Genomic DNA, 19,321 nt, shown 5'->3' on the forward strand with positions numbered 1-19,321 from the left:
AATCTCAAACTACCTATAAACTGTATCTAAATTCAAACTAAACTGATCGGGATTCTATTCAATCTCTAAAATCACTAGAGTCACATCATCATCTGGAGAACGATTTCCCGTAAATTCTTTGATTCTTTCGAGTAACAAACGTTTGGATTCGGAAATCGGATACCCGCTGTACCTATGTACAACACTTTCCCAATTTTCCTGACCAATCATTTCTTTTTCTGCGTTAGTGGCTTCCGTAATCCCGTCTGTATACAAAACAATCCGGTCCCCAGTATGAAGAGAAACTATATCTTCCTGAATATCTAACTCAGGAATCCAACCAATGAGTTTTCCTTGTGGCAAACTGAGTTTCGATTTGGATTCTCCTCTGCGGTTGATGATCAGAGGTGGGTGGCCGCAGCGTGCATGGATCATTTGTTTTGTTTCTAAATTTATGTAAATATAGGACGCAGTGAGAAAGGCACCTTTCATTTTTCCAAGTAAGGTGGAGTTGATTTGGGTCATCAGTTGGGCGGGTTCTCTGGACAAACGGATTTGCGTGGAAAAAGCAATCTTTAACATCGCAGAGATAAGAGCTGCAGGAATTCCATGCCCCGAAACATCAGCAACCATCACACCTAGTTCCGTCTCCGAAATGGCATGAAAATCAAAGAAGTCCCCTCCCACACTGTCCATTGGTTCATAATAAAACTCTGTTTTGATACCAACAATATTAGGGGCTTCTTCGGGAAGGATGGAACTTTGGAGTTTTCTCGCAAGACCCAATTCATTTTGGAAGGCAATGAATTTGTTTTGTTCTTCTACTGCCTTTTTTAAAGTAATTAAGTTCTTAGCACGAGAAATTAACTCTCGTTTGTCGAAAGGTTTTACTAAATAGTCGTTTCCACCAGCTTCCAAAGAAGCTATGATATCGGTGATTTGGTTTTTAGCGGTCAAAAACAAAATAGGAAGTTGGTATAAAGAATAAGACTCTCGTAATACAGAACAAACATCGTATCCACTCATTCCTGGCATCATAATGTCGAGTAACATTAGCTCATATGGGCCATCATCACGCACCATACGAATGGCATCTCCCCCATTGGATGCCTCATGTACATCACAACCAATCAGTGTTAGGTGATTTTTGAGAACTTGGCGATTGATGGGTTCATCGTCCACAACAAGAACTTTGATTTTTTCCCCATCATATTCTTCGGTGGTTTCTTCAATGGGTTCAAACTCGGGAGACTCACCACCAAACCATAAGTCTGATTTTTTGGTTGGAGGTTTTTCCATTGGAATTTCCCCTTCCCTTGCCAGAGGAAGAGTGAATCGGAAAGTAGAACCTTGCCCCTCCGTAGATTCCACCCATATCGTTCCGCCATGTAATTCCACCAAACGTTTGGAGATCGCAAGACCAAGTCCCGTTCCACCAAACTTACGTGTGGTGGTCGCATCCACTTGTTCAAAGGACCTAAAAATATCGTTAAATTTATCTTTTGGAATGCCGATTCCCGTATCTTTAATCGAAAGAACCAACATCCTTTCCATAATTTCAGCCGAAACATCAATCCGGCCTTTTTCTGTAAATTTGATCGCGTTTCCGATGAGATTGAAGAGGATTTGTTGGAGCCTTGCTTCATCTCCTAAAATCGGAGGAAAATCCATAGGAACATGATTTCGCACCGTTAGATTTTTGGTTACATAGAGTGGACGTGAGATCACAAGAACCAAATCACAAATTTGATGTAGATTTATTGCCTTAAGATCCAAATCCAAATCTCTATTTTTCATTTTGGAAAAGTCCAAAATATCATCCACAAGGGAAGAGAGACGTTTTCCAGAACTCACAATCATTCCTAAATTTTGTCTTTGTTCTTGGTTTAATCTTCCTCCAATCCCATCAAACATAGATTCAGCGATTCCAATAATTCCATTGAGAGGTGTTTTTAATTCGTGAGAGGTATTTGCTAAAAACTCATCTTTTAGTTTGTCGAGAGCAAGAAGTCTTTTAGAAAGGGTTTCCACTTCTGAAAAAGCACGGCTAAACCGCCTGGAAAGTGTTAATGACTGCACTAAAATAAACACAAAAATTCCAATAGGAATCGCTTCCACTGTATACACAATTTGGTAGGCGTTGAGTAAATCAATGAAGGCTGCTGTCACCACAGAAATAATCCCAATCGCAAATAACAAACTACTCTCTTTTCGACCTAAAACCGCACGAAACACCCCTTGTAAAATCAAAAGAATTCCCGATAAAAAAACGATATGGAAATATCCATTTAACTCTGTATAAACGGGTGTTGGCAAAATCAAAAGAAAACTAATAAAAATTAAGGTGGGAATGAGGAGAAGTCGATCCATCCAACGCGGATAAAAGTTAGGATAAAATTCACGAAAAAAAGCAAAAAATAGATAAGGTGATAAATAAAAAGTTAGGTATTCAATGCGAAGGCAAAGGTTCCAACCGATATAGGGAGATAATTCATTAAACACAAACCTTTCCCCAGTAAATAAAGTGCGTAACGATAAAAGAAGTGCGGCAAACCCAAAAAGCAAATTTCCTTTATCGGAATGTCTAAAATAAAACAATCCAAAATGGTATAAGGCAATGATAAACACAGCTCCTGCTAAAAACAGAGAGGAAGCTAAGTCTTTTTCATTTTCTTTAAAGAGTTTGTTCCACTCACCTACGTAAGGCGGCTCCCACATTCCACCCTTGTCATGATGGAAGTTGGAAATTTCCACCAAAAGTTCGTTAGGCCCTTCCTTCCATGGAAGAGGATAAAATTGAAATTGGTAAGAGGGTCTTGATTCTTCGAGATTTTTGGAAACCACACCGGAGGACCCGAGGAGTTTCCCATTCCAGTAGACTCGGGATGCAGTAGCTAAATCTACAAGTTTGATTCCGTACACTGTGTCTGGATCTGTGCCCTCTGGCCTTTCCAAAACCAACCGGTAGGTCCCAAACCCATTCCCGGTCCCAAGTGCTGAATTCCAAATCCCAGGAACTAAAAGTTGGAGTTTGGTCTTTGGCACTTCACCCATTTCTGAAAGGAAGGTATGGGGATAAAAATCCCATTCTCCTTCTAAGTGGACTGGATTTCCTTGGCTTTTTCGCACAATCTCGGCCGGGGAAGTCGCAAACAACGGCGGTGCCATAAGAAAAAAAAGTACAGAGGCCGAAACCAAGAGATGTAAGTGTTTATAGGACAATATTGCAAGTTTTACTCATTTTTTTAAAAATACGAGTAAAAAAGAGTACAAAAATTATTCAGAACCGAAGAAATAGACAGGTGTGAAACGATTTCGTTTTAGTTTAGAGACAGTTCTCAAATTACGAGGTTGGCGGGAAGAAGAAGAAATCCGCAGGCTCTCTTTGGTTGTCTCCAAACTCAATTCCCTCATTGGCGAAAAAGATTCCAATGAAAGGGAAATTGAATCTTCTTACGAAGCCATCCTTGCTTCCTCAAAAGTAGGAACAAGCCTTTCCGATTACCTTTCCATCGAACAATACATCCAGGGCCTAATGCGGCGCAATGAGGAACTAGAAACACGGATCAGAACGCAAAATGACGAAGTCAATTTGGTTCGTAAAGATGTGATGCTTGCCCGAATGAATAAAAAGGTGATCGAGGTATTAAAGGACAAACGATTTGCTGAGTGGAAAAAAAAGCGAAACCGAATGGAACGAAGAGAAGTCGAAGAATTTAATCTTCAACTAAGCAAACAATCATTATTCGATTCGACAGAAAGTTACGGGCCGGCAAAATCTAAAAAGATTCCAAGAACTTTCAAAATTCTGAACCGAGAGGACGGGGGTGACGAACTCACATCCGACTTCAAATCTCTTCGTGATTTTTATGAAAAATACTACCTAGGACAAGGGAAATCATAATGGCAAGTGTAACCGATAGCACAAGATCCTTCTTTTTAATCGTTCTCATTTTCTTTTTAATCGCAATCGGTTTTTTCGTTTTTGATTACTTCCAAGTCATCAATGCAGAGGACTATTTACCTTTTTTAAAAAAACAAGCTGGGCTCGTCAACCAAGACCTACTCTCTCCTACCGAGTTAGAAAAGTTGGAGATGGAAAAAGCAAAAGAAAGACTGATTGCTGACCGCGAAGAACTAGAACAAATGAAACGCGAGTTAGAAGAAAAATCTTCTTCTCTTCATGCCGATAAAGAACGTTTGGAGGAACTAAAAGAAGGTATCCAACGAAAAGAAAAAGAAATGGCGGACAAGTTAAAAAAAGACAATGCTCGCGCAGAGAAAGTGAAGGTCCTCGCAAACAAAGTGGCCAATATGCCACCAGAATCTGCTAGAGACATGTTAATCAATTGGCCGGACTACGATATCATTGAAGTGTTTGAACAAATGGACAGAGATGCAGAAGAAGACGGTAGACAAACCATCACTACATACCTACTCACACTATTTCCCGCAGAACGAAGGTCTGTGATCTCTAATAAGTGGTTGGATGCAGGAGCAAGGAACGTTCCCAATTACGGCAAAAGCATCGACGAGGACAACGACGAACCGTAATGGTTTGTTTTTGTTTAAGATTCTTTTCGAAAGAGGATGGCTTTGACGTCTTCAATGGCGTCTTCTAGTCGATCATTCACAACCACATAATCAAAGTTAGGTGCTTCATCCAGTTCCTTGATTCCGTTTTCAATCCGCCTTTCCACACTCGTTTTGGAATCGGTTCCCCTGCGAATCAATCGTTCAATCCAAATCTCTCGACTCGGTGGTTCAATAAAAATAGTCACGGACTCTGGCCGAAGTTCTTTCACAGACTTGGCACCTTGTACATCCAAATCAAGTAGTGCCACTCTATGTTCCCGAATGGCAGCAAGGATTGGCCCTTTGGGAGTGCCGTAATAATTACCATGTACTTCGGCCCATTCATAAAACTCACCATCGAGAATTCTTTTTTTAAATTCAGGAACCGATAGAAAATAATAGGTTTTGCCTTCCTCGTCCCCAGGCCTTGGTTCTCTCGTGGTACAAGAAATAGAAAAATAGAAATCGGGATACTCGGCAAGTAAGGCAGAGATGATGGTAGACTTTCCACCTCCGGCAACAGAAGAAATAATATACAAATTAGGATTTGCTTTCAATCTTCAGACTCCTCTTCTCCTTCCGCAAAATGATTGTCCCCGGATTCTAACCGTTTGGATAAACTTTCTGGTCGGATGGCAGAGAGAAGGATATGTCCCGAATCTAAAACGAGAACAGATCTTGTTTTCCGTCCTCCAGTGGCATCAATCAGCCTACTTTCCGATTTGGCTTCGGAGCGAAGTCGTTTGGCTCCGGCAGAGTCTGCCTGCAGGATAGTCAAAATTTTCGATACAAATACTACGTTCGAAAAACCTACATTGAGTACCGGAAACGAAGACATGGAAACATATTTTTAGATTCTTCTAGATCGATCAAGTCGAATCGTTTCAATTAAATGAATTTCATGAATGCCAATATTCATGGCTTCGGAAATTTCATCATGTTTGTATCCCTTTTTGATGAGATGCACCACTTTATCTATCTTTGTTGCTGACGGTGGAAGCTCTTCCAGTGCAGACTCAATGGAAAGATCCACTTTATCCATACTCATTTTTTGGTAAGAAGCAAAGGCAGGATCATTGGCTTTTGATACTTCGTTTAAAAAATCTCTTTTTTTAGATCCATCAATGAGTTCATTGCGAATGGCTTCTGTTGGTTTTTCTTCTGTAAAGGGATTTCCACCGACCGTATAATTCATCTTAGGTTGGAAAGTTTGCACTTCTAAATTATCGAGTGCCTCTGGGGAAGGAGAATTCATAGACTCCATTCCAAAAATTCCTTTTACCGCTTTGCCTAATTTTCCAAAGGCTTGGTTCACGGCCCCTTCCGTGGTTTCGGCTTCCGTTAATGGAGTTGGAATTTGGTTGGCTTGGTAAATTTTGCCTATCCCTGTTCTTTGTTCTTTCAAATCGAGAACTGGTTCTTCTTCCAGAACCGACTCAGGAACTAACTCCGATTTCATGGAAAGGCCAGAATTTTGGTAATGTTTGAATTCTTTGACAAGTATCTCTCCACGTTCCATCATAGAACGAAGAGCCACCATTTTTGATTCGATGACAGCAACTGTGGCATCTAACTCGCGTATGGTTTCCTGAGTAGCCATATCAATGGCCCGATTCAGTTTTTTATCGTAATACTCCCCAACGGCTTTTTGGACTTTCGCAGAGATGAATACATACATCATCCCACAAAATAATAAATTAATTAGAACAAGGGAAAAAAGTTCCATGCCATTCTCCTACAGAACATTTCCAACAACATTCCGAGTGAGAACTTTAAGCTTTTAAATCAAAACGAAATCCACTTTCCAAACTAGGGCGGTCATAAATGACTCCTTCTTTGGAATAAGCATAAACCGAATTTTCTTTGTCTTGTTTCGGTTTTGCCGCCGAACTTTGGCTCCCTGATTTTGTATCAGGAACCGTTTGGGCCCGGTTTTGGGTTTGGATCACAACCTTTTGCAATTCCACCACCTGGTTTTGGTGGGTGAAGGGATTCTCTGCCTGGGCCCTACGTGCAAAATCGTAGTGGTGGGCGATGCTCGCGAAGTTTTCGTTTAGAATCATCGGAATGCCTCCTAATTCTTAGACTTACCACGCCCTCTCTTTTTTCTCCAGTCATTTTTCTGTTCGTCTGGATCTTCGTAGGGAGCGCTGCGATCCTGGGACTCTTCTTCGTAAAAAGTCTTTGCTTTGGTCTCGTGGCGGAGTTTGAACTCCGCATTGCGGATGCGGATGGTAACACCGGGGAAAATGGTCTTCTCGACCGAAATACGGCCACTGGCGGCCTGTTCATCCATATATTCGGTAAGGGTTTGGATGTCCTTTCCTGCCTCAGCAATGCGCTTTTCGAGTTTTTTGGTACCGGCATCCAATTTCTGCAAATGGGCGTCTTGTTCGGCAGTAAAACTGGCAGGATCGACATCTTTACGCGCTTTAAGCGTGCGCAAGGTTTTTGTGAGTTGGTCCAGTTTGTCCTGGTTTTCTTTTCGTTTCTCTTCGTATTCCTGAATCTGTTTTAAGATCTTGGGATTGTTTCCCACGATAAGATCGGTTTGAGGGTTGGCTTGGGATCCAATAATTTTGGCAGAAATGAGTTGGGCGGCCTGTATGGTTCCCCCCACAATCTGTCCCCGTTTTCCCTTACAGGAAATTTTCCCCCCCGCCATCAGATGCGAATGTAAAATTCCTTCTTGGACGATGATGTCTTTTTCTGTAATGCAAGTGGCGTTCTGGATGAACTTGGCGACAATGTTTCCACCGGTAGATTCGATTCGTGCCTCTTCCCTTCCCGTTACCCCTTGGCGGACAATGATGTCTCCGTCCGCTTCCACTATGGCTTTTTGAACCGTTCCATAAATTTCGATGTTACCGGCAGCTTTTACTGAATAATTATCTTCTACGTTTCCTGTGATGATGATAGAACCAAGGAAGGTAACATTTCCCGTGCGAACTCCCACATCTCCATTGATGCGGTAAACTGTTTCCACAGAAAGTCTTCCGGCCGCGTATAACACCTGTCCGTTGACCTCGGCAGTGAGACGCATTTTGTCTTCGGAAAGAATGGTTCCTTTTCCTTGTTTGAGTTCGGTATCCAAACCATCTTTGGCTGCGAGTACCATCCCAAACAAGTTGCGCCCAAACTTTCCTTTTTCTGCAGGGAGTTTTTCTGCAAGAAGTTGTCCCACAACAACGTTTTCAATCATATCTAAGTCTTTGTAATCGACTCGACCTGATTGGTCTTCCTTGAAGTTGATTTTCTTTTCCGTACGGACATAGTATTTAATTTCCGCATTTTTACCGTTTACCGGGAAATCACCTTCAGCCCCAATGAAAGGTTTATTATGAATGTCTTCATCTAGGGCTTTGCGAATCTCATCTTCTTTGAGTCCGTGAGCCACACCCATCCCTTTGAGAGCTGCCACTATATCAGAAACTTCTAAATCACGGCCACCGGGTCTTGCTGGAAACACAGTCACAAAGGCTCTCATGTTTTCCTGGGCAATTTCTACGTTGCAACTAGAATCATTTCCAGCTTTAGGTTTCTGGTTGGATATGAGAACGGGTTCCCCTTTTTTATCTTTAAGGATTTTATTAATTAAGTTTTGATCAACACCCGCCACACCCCGAAACGAAAGTTTTTTGGAAACATCCGCTGTGGTCATGGCAAGCCCTTCCCCACTCGGAGGATATACGGTAATAAATACACCGGTTCTATAAATTTTAACTGTGACCCGACCATCTTTATTTTTTGGTGTGACGAGTTCTTTTAAGTCTTTAGAAACTAATTTTCCACTACCACCCGTTAGGTGTTCATCTAAAAGGCTGAGTTCATCCAAAAGCATATCATCAGGAATGATGGAGGCCCGGATATGATATGGTTCAGAAAAGAATAAAGATTTTTTTCCTCTTTTTAAAACAGTATAATCAATTTCATGAACTTTGCGGCCAAGATGTTGTGATGCGATTGCCAGACACTCTTCGATGGTATCGGCTATAACTTCCACTTGTTCTTTTTCCTTACGGTCGAACTCTTTCAGTTCCTCTGTAAGAAATTCAGTGAGAGACATATCTGTTTACCTTTTTTGGATTGCGGATTTTACTTTAGAGAGTTTGCTGCGAAGTCTTGCGACTGCTTTTGTGTGGAGCTGCGAAATCCGAGATTCCGTAACTTCTAAAACTTCACCAATTTCTTTTAGAGTGAGGTCTTCATAATAATAGAGTACGATGACTTTCTTTTCTTTTTCAGGTAAGGATTGAATAGCTTCTACGATAACGTTTTTGATTTCTTCTTTTTCGATGATATTGTCTGGGTTCATATTCATCGGAGACTCTAAAGTTTCCATAAAGGAAACTTCGTCGTTCTCATCACCAAGAAACCAAATATCATTTAGAGAGACAAGAGAGGTTCCAGAAAGTTTGGCAAGTAACGAGTTGTATTCTTCCATAGAGACACCGAGTTCTTTAGCGATCTCTTCATCTTCCACTTTTTTGCCTTCTTTGTTCTCAAGCATGGCAATGATGTTTTCCAACTGTTTTGCTTTTTGGCGGATAGAACGAGGGATCCAATCCACACTTCTAAGTTCGTCAAAAATTGACCCCCGAATCCGGGTCATGGCATAAGTTTTGAATTTAATTTCGCGAGAAGGGTCGAATTTTTCGATGGCGTCTAACAGGCCAAAAACGCCGTAACTGACAAGGTCTTCAAATTCGACATTTTGAGGCATGCCAATGGCAATCCGCCCAGCCACGTGTTTGACGAGAGGTGAATATTTTTCAACAAGGTAACTTCGGATCTCCGCATCCTTTGTGACGCGGTATTGTTTCCAAAGATCTGTCTCATCAAACTGATTGTATTTGTCTAGCAATCTTGACATAGGGAACCGAAGTACGGAATCTCTTTACTTTATAGAAAAAATCGTATAGAAAGGGAAATTACAAGAGGATTTTTTCTTATGTCCTCTAAAAACAGTAATTTTTCAACCCTCCTGGGTATCATCCTTCGCCATCATGGTACGAATGGCCTCTGCCATGAGTTTTGGCTCGTTTTTGATCGCAATTTTGTCCACAATGATATGATCGCCAAATTTTCCAGACTTCGCCATAGCAAGTTTTGCATCCACGGCGCTATCCCCCACCTGTTGGACTCCATAATCATCAGACCCGACAGAATCAGACCGAGAAGGTTCCATCCCACCGTGTTCCTGGTCATAGTCTTCCGAATGGCCTGTGCCACCGAACCCACCAATGGAAAATGTAGATAAGAACTCTAAAAATTCAGGGACTTTCTTTTGTAAGACAGAAAAAATACCAAATCCCAATCCACCAAAAGCAAACGTGGAGATAAGGGAGACAAAGAGTATATAACCGAGTCGGTTTCCAACAAGAAACCCACAGACGGTACTGATGATGGCTCCGAGAACCGCAAACCCCAGTACAAACCCGATCTGCACTTAGTTGTCTTCCTCCATGTCCTCTTGCATTTCCTTCTCTTTGGTGTCTACGAAGCTAAAGAATTTTTTAAAGAAACCAGTGAGTCCTTCCTCATCCGAATAACCACCTTCGGTTTGTAAGAGGGTGTGTGTGACTCTTGTAAGGCAAGCTGCTGCCTTAGAACGAGGAGCTCCAATGATGAATGGTTTTTGTTCCCTGATGGACTTCTCAACCTCTTCGTCTTGGAAAATAAAACCTAAGTTCTCTACTTGCACTTCTAAAAATTGGCCAGAGATATCGATGACACGGTCGGCTACTTTTTTCCCTTCAATCGCAGAACGCACACGGTTCACGATGATTTTGAGATTTTTGTCTTTGGATTGAGAAACAATCGATTTGATTAGGCCATAAGAGTCGGTAATGGAGGTAGGTTCTGGTGTTGTGACAACAATCACTTCATCGGCAGGCATCACAAGGCCAATGACATTGGCAGAAATCCCAGCACCGGTGTCTATGATCATTACATCATAACGATCCAGCTCTACGAATCCTTTGATTAAATTATTTCTTTGTGTTTCATTTAGGTTGGCAAGTTGGGAATAACCAGAAGCCCCTGCAATGATGTCCACACCTTCTGGAGTGGAGATCACGATGTCTTTGAGGGATTTGTGGCCTTTCACCACGTGGTATAAATTGTATTTCGGAATGATTCCAAGAAGGACGTTTACGTTCGCAAGACCCAAGTCACCGTCAAAGATCAAAACTTTGAGTCCGGTTTTTGCAATGGAGATGGCGAGGTTGACAGATACAGTACTTTTACCCACACCACCTTTACCCGAAGCTACCGCGATGATTTTGGTTTTTTTAACTGTATCCTGGGGTTGAACAAGTTTTAATCCAGCACCAGATTCAGTGAGCTTTCTAAGATTTGCAGCTTGGTCCATCGTTACCCCTAGGCGTTAAAGGATAACGACGCTCGTCACACGGTCTTTTCGAAGACCTCGCCCGCTATCCCTTTCAATTTTTCCGGAAAAATTACACATTCGGCAAGAAGTTTTTTCGAGGCATTTAGGATATCAAAAGGAACATCCTGGCCTACACTTAAAAATGCGAATTCCCTGTGAATAGTATCGGCTAATTCCACTACAGAACCTAAAAATTCTGCTTCATCCAGCTTCGTTAATAAAATTCTTTTGTACCCGACCGATTCATAAGCGTTGGCGACGGCAAGGGCATTGTCTTTCGAAACAGTGGAGGAAAGCACTAAGATGGTTTCAATATAATCCTTTTCCCCAAAAACTTGGTAGAATTCCTGAAGTTTTTCCAGGTTTTCCGACTTTCGATGGGAATAACCAGCCGTATCGACAAGGATGAGTTCAGATCCATCACGAACAATTGTCTCTTTCATTTTGCGCAAATCTTTGGCGGCATAAAATGGCAATCCCATCGCATCCGCATAAAACTTAAGTTGGTCAATAGCGGCAATCCGGTAGTTGTCCGTTGTATAAAGGGAAACTTTTTTACCCATGTGCAAACTGTATTTAGCGGCCAGTTTTGCTATAGATGTTGTTTTTCCTGATCCAGTAGGACCTACAAAAAAAATGATTTTACGTTTTCCCCTTGGAGTTCCACTAAAAAGATCCGAGTCAATTTGGATCCTTTCTTCTAAATAAGTCACTGCTTTGTCGGTAACATTCGCATAACGTGTGAGATCGACCGCCGATAACCTACGCTCCAGAGCCACGGCCATCTCTTCCAAAAATCCAGAAGACATACCTTCATTTAACAGACGATCTACGAGTTTTTGAATATGAGGGTGACGTTCCGGGGTTTGCGATTTGGTGGAGGGTGCAACCTCTAAGATAGAGTCTCTGGCTTCAGATAGAGAAAGGCCTACAGGTCTTTCTTCATGGACTTCCATTGCATAAACAGGCGGATTCTGTCTACGACGTCGCTCGGAAAAAGGACGCACGGCATCAATATTCTTTTTCCGGACATGCAGGTTTCCCCCAGTTCCAATAGATACCGAATGATTGGATCCAATCCCCACAAGGCCTGATTCAGGAATAGAATCCGTTCGTTGTTTTTGTTTGATGAGTTCTTTGAGATCCTTTAACTTACGTTCAATTCTCTCTTTGGAATTTTGTTTTTCGGGGACACCCACATCGATTTCATACATACGTTGCGCCATAAGACCTGTGCCAAAGAGCCCACCTTCTGTGATCACTCTTTGGTCGTAGAGATGTGCCTCAGGACCATATTTCATCTTCATCTGCATAATGCAGTCTTGTAAGTCTTTACCTCGGATTTTTACAAAATCCATAGAATATCCCCCGAACCTGGGAAAAATATGCAAAGTACCCTCGATTTGGAAAGCCTTTTTTATGAGACATAATAAATTCAAGTGAATTATGATAGTTTTGGGTGAGAACTTGGAATTTTAGGACTGTCTGGCTGAAATGGCTAGCGATATTCTATTTTAGTGAGTGGATTTCGAGATTCGGTTTCCAAGGTATGCCTCTTGCAAAAACTAGGGGATAACTTTTCCATTATGCCCCCTACCCCAAAAAATCATCCCGAAACTTCCATTGAATTCAAAGACGGGGTTCCGGTTTCTAAATTATTCGACGATGTGTATTTCTCAAAACAAGGTGGGTGGGAAGAATCACATTTTGTATTCTTAGAAGGAAACGGAATCCAATCGAAGTGGGAACAAAGCGGCACGTCCACCTTTCGCATTGGCGAATTAGGATTTGGATCAGGGCTCAATATTTTTGTAACTTTAGAGGTTTGGAAGTTCACCAATAATCCTCCACCCGTTGCATTCATTAGCCTAGAAGGATATCCTTTAACGACAAACATTCTACTAACATTAAATACGAGTTATCCGAACAAAAACCTTTGGTTTGAAGAATTGATTCATTCTTATGAATCTGCAATCCAAATATGGGAAAAGGATCCTTCAGAAAATCTATGGACTTATACATGGGATCATCCTAACAACCAACATCCATTTACATTACAAGTTTACTTTGGGGATATCAGAGATTGTTTACCTAAGTTTCCAGAAATCCATTCCTGGTATTTAGATGGTTTTTCACCTATGAAAAATCCAGATATGTGGTCTTCAGATGTGCTTAAGCAGTTACGTGAAAAATCCGTCAAAGGAACTAGTTTTGCCACTTTCTCCTCTGCCGGTTTTTTACGAAGGAATCTCGCAGAACTTGGATTTGTTGTAGAAAAGAAAAAAGGATTCGGCCGCAAACGTGAGATGATATCCGGATTTTTAAAATAAAAACTTATGGATCATCAGGAAAAAATTGCAGTCGTTGTAGGAGCAGGAATCGCCGGTGCCAGCATTTGTTTGGCGCTAAACAAAAGAAACATAAAAACGATTTTATTGGATTCAGACACAGGGCCTGCAAAACATGCCAGCGGAAATCCCATTGGCGTGGTGTATCCATTCCTCACCAAACACAAAACAACGGAGTCAGAATTTTCCCTAGCTGCTTTCCAATACTTTCTATCAATTTGGGATAAGTTTCATTTAAAAAAACTTGTTCCTCATGCAGATGGTATTTTTTTTCTTATGGATACAAAAGAATCTTACGATCGTTATTCGAATGCAATCATATCTAATCAGATTCAAAACCATACCGCAAAGGAAAGTATCGAACCATTTTCTGGCTCCCCTTCCCTTTTTTTTCCCGAAGGGAAATCTGTCTCTCCCGTAGATCTGACAAAACAAATCCTGACTCTATCTAACCCACTTACAAAATATTCCTGTAAATTACTTAGCTGGAAGGAAGAGGATAATGAATCCAAAGTTCTCTGCCAAACTTCGGAAGGCGAAATCGAATGTGATTATTTATTTCTAACCCAAGGATACCAATTTGCTGACGATCCTCATTTGGAATGGCTTCCCTTACGGAAAGTGAGAGGACAAATTGTGAAAATTCCCGAGCAAAAACAGACCAACACATATGGAATTTTATATGGCGACTATATCACTGCAGCGATTGATGGATATCAGGTTTTAGGTGCCACATTTGATGAATTCAAATTAGAAGAAGAACCAAGGCCAGAAGAATCCGAATCTATGTGGAAAGAACTACTGACCAGATTGCCAAACCTTTCTTCTTTATGGGAGCCACAAAACCCTCGTTTGTTTGCAACTAGGGTCAGCTACAGAACCCAATCGCAAGACCGCCATCCCATTGTAGGGAAATTGCCTAACATCTCTAAACTAGACTTATCTGTTAAATACCAAAACTTACTTCGGAATGCAGACAAAAAGATGAATATTCCTTATTATGAATCTGTGGGAATTCTCAATGGACTTGGATCACGAGGACTCACCCATGCATTGTATTCGGCAGAGATACTTGTTTCTTCTATGTTGGAAGAAACAAGTCCAATATCAGAAACAACTTTTAAGTCTTTGAAACCAGACCGTTTTTTGATTCGTATGTGGAAACGAGACCAGCTAACATAGATTTCAACTCTTTATCTTCCTCAACGGAAACTTGGATTAGTAACAAACCGACTCGGATATTTTTTTTTCCTAGTTCTCCTATAAAACTGACATCCCTTCGCATCTTAATCCAATCTTTTTCGGTGGTGATTAGGATCTCACTTGTTTTCATTTCATTCAATAATGATAATAAGGAACCTGTTGTATATTCAAAGTGATCCGGAAAAAATTTGGTTCGGATAGATTCTGAGAACAAAGTAGATTTTGCTGTTTCGTAAACATTCTTAGGATTTCCAACACCAGTTACCAAAAAATATTTCAAAGGCAAATCTAAGTGTAATGGAAATGGTATTTGGATCAAATTTTGATTCAGCAAAACTTCTCTAATGGTAGCCTGGAAACTAGAATGAAAAATAGGAACAGTAACTCCGCTTTGGCTTAGGTTTTTTTTATATGGATCCAATTGTTGTTTGTTTTGCAAAGTTAACTTAGTAAAGACGATGGCATTGGCTCTTTTGCTATGATGAATCGGTTCTCGTAAAAAACCTAAAGGGAGAGTCAAACCATTCCCAAAAGGGGAATTTGCATCGAGTAAAACAAAATCAAAATCTCTATGTAAAAATTTATGTTGGAATCCATCATCCAGAATCACGATATGATTTTTGGATTGGATTTGGTTGTATAATAGAAAGGATTTTTTTCTATTTCTCCCAATGATTACCTGTACATCAGGAAACATTTCTTTATGTTGGCTTGGTTCATCCCCATACAAACTTGGTTCGAGACCACTCGGTAGAATTGCCCCTTCTATAGTTTTTGCTGCTTTATAACCTCTGGATAAAATTGTTATCGCGTAACCAGGGTATGTTTCTTTAAAAAAACGAACCAGATATTGGACAAATGGTGTTTTGCCAGTTCCCCCCACAGTGAGATTGCCAACACTAATCACTAAAACATTCGGTAGGTGGAACGAAGAAGTCCTTTGTCTGGACCACCAGAAAAGGAAACGGTAGATCCAACTCAAAGGGTAAAGTAAATACAGAAATATGTTCATTTAGTTTCCTGCGGGAAACCTACTTACTTAGCTGTGGCGTTTTTCCAATTCTTTTGCGATGGTAGATAGACTGATGCCTTTTTCCACCATAAGCACTTCTAAATGAAAAACCAAATCGGCAATTTCATGAATGAGTTCTTTTTCATTGGGATTTTTTGCTGCAATGATAACCTCACCTGCTTCCTCACCAATTTTTTTGAGAATGCGGTCAACACCATCGCGGAAGAGTTCAGCTGTATAAGACTTTTCAGGCAATTCTTCCTTACGTTTGCGGAGTAGTTCTTCCAATTTCAGTAAAAATTCCATATTTTGACCTTCTAGCGACCATGGAAACTGCCCATTCCATTTCGAAAAAGCGAAAATTGACTATTCAAACAAAGAGAATCCAATAGAATTCAATGGATGGTTCGTAAGTTTTTACCTGTTTTTTTCCTCCTATGCACGAGTGCCGTATTTTCTGAATCCCCTTGGGGAAATTCGATTCAGAAAGGATTTGAATCGGCAAAACAAGACAAAAAATTTATCATAGTGGATGTATTTGCAGATTGGTGCACCTACTGTTTGGTTTTAGAAAAAGAAATTTTTCCTGATCCAGAAGTGAGCCGAGTTTTGGATAGTTTCGTAAAAGTCAGGTTAGATGGGGAAGAATTTCCTAATCTACGGAAAAAATATAGTATCGAAGGTTATCCTACGATTCTTTTTTTAGATGGGGATGGAAACTATGTGACTAAGATATCTGGACTCGCCACAAAGGAAGATATATTGGGTGTTTCCAAAAGGATCCTCCAAGAACCGAATATTGAGTCGTATCTAAAAACAGAGCTTAGGCGAAATGTAAATAGCCCCGATATCCATTTTCGTCTGGGTTTATTGTATTTTCAAAATAAAGAATTTGAGAAGGCGGAACTTCAGTTCACTGAAACCATTCAAAAATCCAAAGCCGCCTCAATACTTAAAGAAAACGCATATTTCAACTTGAACTTAGTCAAATCCATTCATGGCCCGAAAGAATCTGCGGCAAAGTCTTGGAAAGAATTTTTGGATCTGTATCCAACATCCAATCGAAAAATCACTGCCAAACTGTATTATGGACTGACATTAAAGGATGCAGGAGAATCGAAACTTGCAAAATCGATTTTGACCGAAATCAAGCCACAACTAACAACCGAAACCGATAAAACAATGTGTAATGAGGCATTGTCTGAAATAGAAAGAGGATTTTAGTCCAACCTAAGTTTATCTCGGTTGGACTAAATAATTTATCTGTTACCGATAGAATAATAAGTAAAACCTAACTCGTTCATAAGAGTTGGTTTGTATTGGTTTCTTCCATCAAAAACTAACGGGGATTTGAGTAGAGACTTGATTTTATTAAAATCAGGTTCCCTAAATTCTCTCCATTCCGTGAGTAATAACATAGCGTCTGCCCCTTGAAGAGCTGAGTATGCATCCTTTTTGTATTCAACCTTTCCATCAAAATAATACTTTGATGTCTCCAAGGAAGCAGGATCAAACACTTGGATTTTGGCACCATTTTTATGTAGTTCATAAATCAGAGGAATGGAAGGTGCTTCTCGCATATCATCTGTTCCTGGTTTAAAGGATAAACCCCAGATACCAAAAGTTTTACCTTTCATATCTGTAGATTTGAAGTGTTCAAAAATTTTATCGGTTAACCGAGTTTTTTGTTTTTCGTTTACATCTTCCACCGATTGAATGATATGCATAGGTGCATTCACTTCTTCTGCTGTGCGGAGAAGTGCTCTTACATCTTTTGGAAAACAAGACCCACCGTATCCAATCCCTGCATATAAAAACTGGCGTCCAATTCTTGAATCGGTTCCCATCCCTTTTCTAACATCATCATAGTTAGCACCAAGAGCATCACAAAGATTTGCGATTTCATTGACGAAGGAAATCTTTGTCGCAAGGAAAGCGTTACAAGCATACTTAGTAAGTTCCGCAGAACGAATGCTCATGGTAATGATTGGATTTCCGTTTAACACAAATGGAGAATAAAGTTCGCTCATTTTTTTAGCAGCGACTTCAGACTCAGCACCAATCACAACACGTTCTGGCCGCATAAAGTCATCAATCGCAGCACCTTCTTTTAAAAATTCTGGATTGGAAACGACATCAAACGGATGTTTTGTGTGTTTTGCCACAATGGCCTTTACTTGGTCTGCGGTTCCCACTGGAACTGTAGATTTATCAACGATGATTTTGTATCCGTTCATTGTTTTGCCGACTTCTTCTGCAACAGCAAAAACAAATCTTAAGTCAGCGGATCCGTTATCAGAAGTGGGTGTACCTACAGCGATAAATACAAATTCAGAAGATTCAACACCATCTTTTAGTGAAGTGGAAAAGTGGAGTCTTCCCTCTTTGTGGTTTCGTTCCACAAGTTCAGTAAGTCCAGGTTCATAGATGGGAATGATCCCTTGTTTTAAGTCACTGATTTTCTTTTCATCTTTATCAATACAAATGACTTCATTGCCATATTCAGCAAAACAGGTTCCTGCAACGAGGCCCACATATCCGGTTCCAACTACACAAACTTTCATAGGATTTCCAGAATTTAGTTTTTTCCTTTGAAGGAAACCGTTTTTCTATTCGGATTTGGGAAGAGTTTGGAATGTAAATTCGGTCGGTAAATGACAAACTCCGACAAATTTTTCAATTTTACCTCGTTCGACCTCAAAATCCAAAACGGATTCCCCCCAAAAATAACTTCCTTCGGTATGGGACTCACCTTTGTGAATAGAAACCCCCAAACTGTATTTCCCGTCACTGAATTGGATAGGGAATTGAAATTCTACGATCGAACGTTCGAAGTTTTTTATGTTTAAATTTTGTTTTCCCAGATGGTAGGAATTGGTTCCAAAAATTCGAATTCCTTTTTCACTATCAATATGAAATCCAATGGTTCCGTTTGTGATTGGTTTTGTAGTTTGGAATTCGATCCGAAGAGTAACTGTATCACCCAGAAAATGGTGGCGAGTATCCAATCCCTTGGAATTTTTCAATGAAACATAAAGATCATTAACGGATTCTGTAGGTAATATGGAAGAAGGTTCCAGACTTCCAGCTAACACATGCATGTATTCTTCGATTGTTTGTTTTGGATTCCCATCAAATAACAAACGACCTTTGTTTAGAAGAATGGCTCTTGAACAAAAATAAGAGATAAGTCCAAGATCATGACTTACAACCAAAATACAAGACCCGAGAACGGAATACTCTTTGATTCGTTTCAAACATTTCTGTTGGAAACTAGCATCCCCTACTGCCAAAGCCTCATCTACAATTAAGATATCCGGTCGTTTGGCAGTGGCAAGGCTAAAGCCAAGGCGCATCGCCATTCCCGAACTATAATTCTTTAAAGGAGAATTTCGAAACTCATTAAGCTCAGCAAAATCAAAAATGGAATCTGTGAGTTCCTTGATCTCAGATGGTTTGTATCCCCAAACGAGTCCATTGTAATACACATTCTCTTCCCCAGAAAGTTCTGGATTAAATCCAACACTGAGCTCCAGTAAGGCACGAACCGATCCATTGACAAATAAATTCCCTTTATCTTTACTGATGACCCCAGTGATCAGTTTTAGAAGTGTAGATTTTCCGGCACCATTTCTGCCAATGATTCCTAAAATTTCACCAGACCCAACTTTCAAATCTATCGATTGTAAGGCGGTAAATTTAGAATCAATACCGAAGTATCCAAAACTAAGACCCGCAAGGATTCGTTTCCAAGGTTTTGAAAATCCATGGTAATCCTTAGAAAGATTTTCTAAAACAACGGAAGCCATA

General features: G+C 40.4%; 19 protein-coding genes. 5 read left to right on the top strand and 14 right to left on the bottom strand.

From position 1 onward, the window contains the following. Positions 1 to 54: 54 nt before the first annotated feature. Complete coding sequence (locus LEP1GSC199_RS18440; RefSeq protein WP_232420840.1) at positions 55 to 3,108, bottom strand: SpoIIE family protein phosphatase; 3,054 nt, start codon at positions 3,106 to 3,108, stop codon at positions 55 to 57. 175 nt (positions 3,109 to 3,283) lie between these two features. Between LEP1GSC199_RS18440 and LEP1GSC199_RS18445 the strand changes: the two genes are divergently transcribed. Further along, positions 3,284 to 3,883 carry a flagellar export protein FliJ gene (locus tag LEP1GSC199_RS18445; protein ID WP_002989447.1) on the top strand — a complete coding sequence of 200 codons (600 nt, stop codon included), beginning with the start codon at positions 3,284 to 3,286 and terminating at the stop codon, positions 3,881 to 3,883. Then, the gene (locus tag LEP1GSC199_RS18450) at positions 3,883 to 4,533 is read left to right on the top strand and encodes a periplasmic-type flagellar collar protein FlbB (protein WP_002989672.1); all 651 of its coding nucleotides are present in this window, start codon (positions 3,883 to 3,885) and stop codon (positions 4,531 to 4,533) included. The genes LEP1GSC199_RS18445 and LEP1GSC199_RS18450 overlap by 1 nt, the downstream gene beginning before the upstream one ends. A gap of 14 nt (positions 4,534 to 4,547) precedes the next feature. Here LEP1GSC199_RS18450 and LEP1GSC199_RS18455 read toward each other — a convergent pair whose 3' ends face one another. From LEP1GSC199_RS18455 to flhF, 9 genes are all read right to left on the bottom strand, one after another. Further along, positions 4,548 to 5,111, bottom strand: a complete 564-nt coding sequence (locus LEP1GSC199_RS18455; protein WP_002989163.1) for a guanylate kinase — start codon at positions 5,109 to 5,111, stop codon at positions 4,548 to 4,550. Beyond that, the gene (locus LEP1GSC199_RS18460; RefSeq protein WP_015681102.1) at positions 5,108 to 5,392 is read right to left on the bottom strand and encodes a DUF370 domain-containing protein; all 285 of its coding nucleotides are present in this window, start codon (positions 5,390 to 5,392) and stop codon (positions 5,108 to 5,110) included. Before LEP1GSC199_RS18460 ends, LEP1GSC199_RS18455 begins: the two co-directional genes overlap by 4 nt. Positions 5,393 to 5,404: 12 nt before the next feature. Further along, the gene (locus LEP1GSC199_RS18465; protein ID WP_002989204.1) at positions 5,405 to 6,280 is read right to left on the bottom strand and encodes a hypothetical protein; all 876 of its coding nucleotides are present in this window, start codon (positions 6,278 to 6,280) and stop codon (positions 5,405 to 5,407) included. Between the two features lie 46 nt (positions 6,281 to 6,326). Continuing rightward, positions 6,327 to 6,617, bottom strand: a complete 291-nt coding sequence (locus LEP1GSC199_RS18470; RefSeq protein WP_002989414.1) for a hypothetical protein — start codon at positions 6,615 to 6,617, stop codon at positions 6,327 to 6,329. 11 nt (positions 6,618 to 6,628) lie between these two features. Next, entirely contained in the window at positions 6,629 to 8,620 is a 1,992-nt protein-coding gene (locus tag LEP1GSC199_RS18475; RefSeq protein WP_002989252.1) for a FapA family protein, read from the bottom strand. Between the two features lie 6 nt (positions 8,621 to 8,626). Continuing rightward, positions 8,627 to 9,427 (bottom strand): RNA polymerase sigma factor WhiG, encoded by an 801-nt coding sequence (gene whiG, locus LEP1GSC199_RS18480; RefSeq protein WP_039927380.1) that lies wholly within the window; start codon positions 9,425 to 9,427, stop codon positions 8,627 to 8,629. Between the two features lie 102 nt (positions 9,428 to 9,529). Continuing rightward, a complete protein-coding gene (locus LEP1GSC199_RS18485) occupies positions 9,530 to 10,003 on the bottom strand; it encodes a hypothetical protein (RefSeq protein WP_002989238.1) in 474 nt (157 codons plus the stop codon). Beyond that, positions 10,004 to 10,927, bottom strand: coding sequence for a MinD/ParA family protein (locus tag LEP1GSC199_RS18490; protein WP_002989157.1), 924 nt, complete (start codon positions 10,925 to 10,927; stop codon positions 10,004 to 10,006). 35 nt (positions 10,928 to 10,962) lie between these two features. Continuing rightward, entirely contained in the window at positions 10,963 to 12,306 is a 1,344-nt protein-coding gene (gene flhF, locus LEP1GSC199_RS18495; RefSeq protein WP_002989505.1) for a flagellar biosynthesis protein FlhF, read from the bottom strand. A gap of 228 nt (positions 12,307 to 12,534) precedes the next feature. Between flhF and mnmC2 the strand changes: the two genes are divergently transcribed. Next, a complete protein-coding gene (gene mnmC2, locus LEP1GSC199_RS18500; RefSeq protein WP_039927425.1) occupies positions 12,535 to 13,278 on the top strand; it encodes a tRNA (5-methylaminomethyl-2-thiouridine)(34)-methyltransferase MnmC2 in 744 nt (247 codons plus the stop codon). Between the two features lie 6 nt (positions 13,279 to 13,284). Next, positions 13,285 to 14,478, top strand: a complete 1,194-nt coding sequence (gene mnmC1 / locus LEP1GSC199_RS18505) for an FAD-dependent 5-carboxymethylaminomethyl-2-thiouridine(34) oxidoreductase MnmC1 (protein ID WP_002989391.1) — start codon at positions 13,285 to 13,287, stop codon at positions 14,476 to 14,478. Here the strand turns inward: mnmC1 and lpxK are convergent. Both lpxK and hisE read right to left on the bottom strand, forming a co-directional pair. Further along, positions 14,417 to 15,511, bottom strand: a complete 1,095-nt coding sequence (lpxK, locus tag LEP1GSC199_RS18510) for a tetraacyldisaccharide 4'-kinase (RefSeq protein ID WP_039927382.1) — start codon at positions 15,509 to 15,511, stop codon at positions 14,417 to 14,419. The two genes, mnmC1 and lpxK, sit on opposite strands and share 62 nt — an antisense overlap. Before the next feature lie 27 nt (positions 15,512 to 15,538). Then, positions 15,539 to 15,817, bottom strand: coding sequence for a phosphoribosyl-ATP diphosphatase (gene hisE / locus LEP1GSC199_RS18515; RefSeq protein WP_002989187.1), 279 nt, complete (start codon positions 15,815 to 15,817; stop codon positions 15,539 to 15,541). A 96-nt stretch (positions 15,818 to 15,913) separates the two neighbouring features. Here hisE and LEP1GSC199_RS18520 point away from each other — a divergent pair, with 96 nt between their 5' ends. After that, positions 15,914 to 16,735 (top strand): thioredoxin family protein, encoded by an 822-nt coding sequence (locus LEP1GSC199_RS18520; protein WP_002989627.1) that lies wholly within the window; start codon positions 15,914 to 15,916, stop codon positions 16,733 to 16,735. A 35-nt stretch (positions 16,736 to 16,770) separates the two neighbouring features. On the opposite strand, the gene LEP1GSC199_RS18525 is transcribed toward LEP1GSC199_RS18520, so the two are convergent. Both LEP1GSC199_RS18525 and LEP1GSC199_RS18530 read right to left on the bottom strand, forming a co-directional pair. Beyond that, complete coding sequence (locus LEP1GSC199_RS18525; RefSeq protein WP_002989499.1) at positions 16,771 to 18,075, bottom strand: UDP-glucose dehydrogenase family protein; 1,305 nt, start codon at positions 18,073 to 18,075, stop codon at positions 16,771 to 16,773. A 45-nt stretch (positions 18,076 to 18,120) separates the two neighbouring features. Beyond that, positions 18,121 to 19,320, bottom strand: a complete 1,200-nt coding sequence (locus LEP1GSC199_RS18530; RefSeq protein WP_002989587.1) for an ABC transporter ATP-binding protein — start codon at positions 19,318 to 19,320, stop codon at positions 18,121 to 18,123. Position 19,321: the final 1 nt, after the last annotated feature.

Source organism: Leptospira vanthielii serovar Holland str. Waz Holland = ATCC 700522 (genome assembly GCF_000332455.1).
GTDB classification, from domain to species: domain Bacteria; phylum Spirochaetota; class Leptospiria; order Leptospirales; family Leptospiraceae; genus Leptospira_A; species Leptospira_A vanthielii.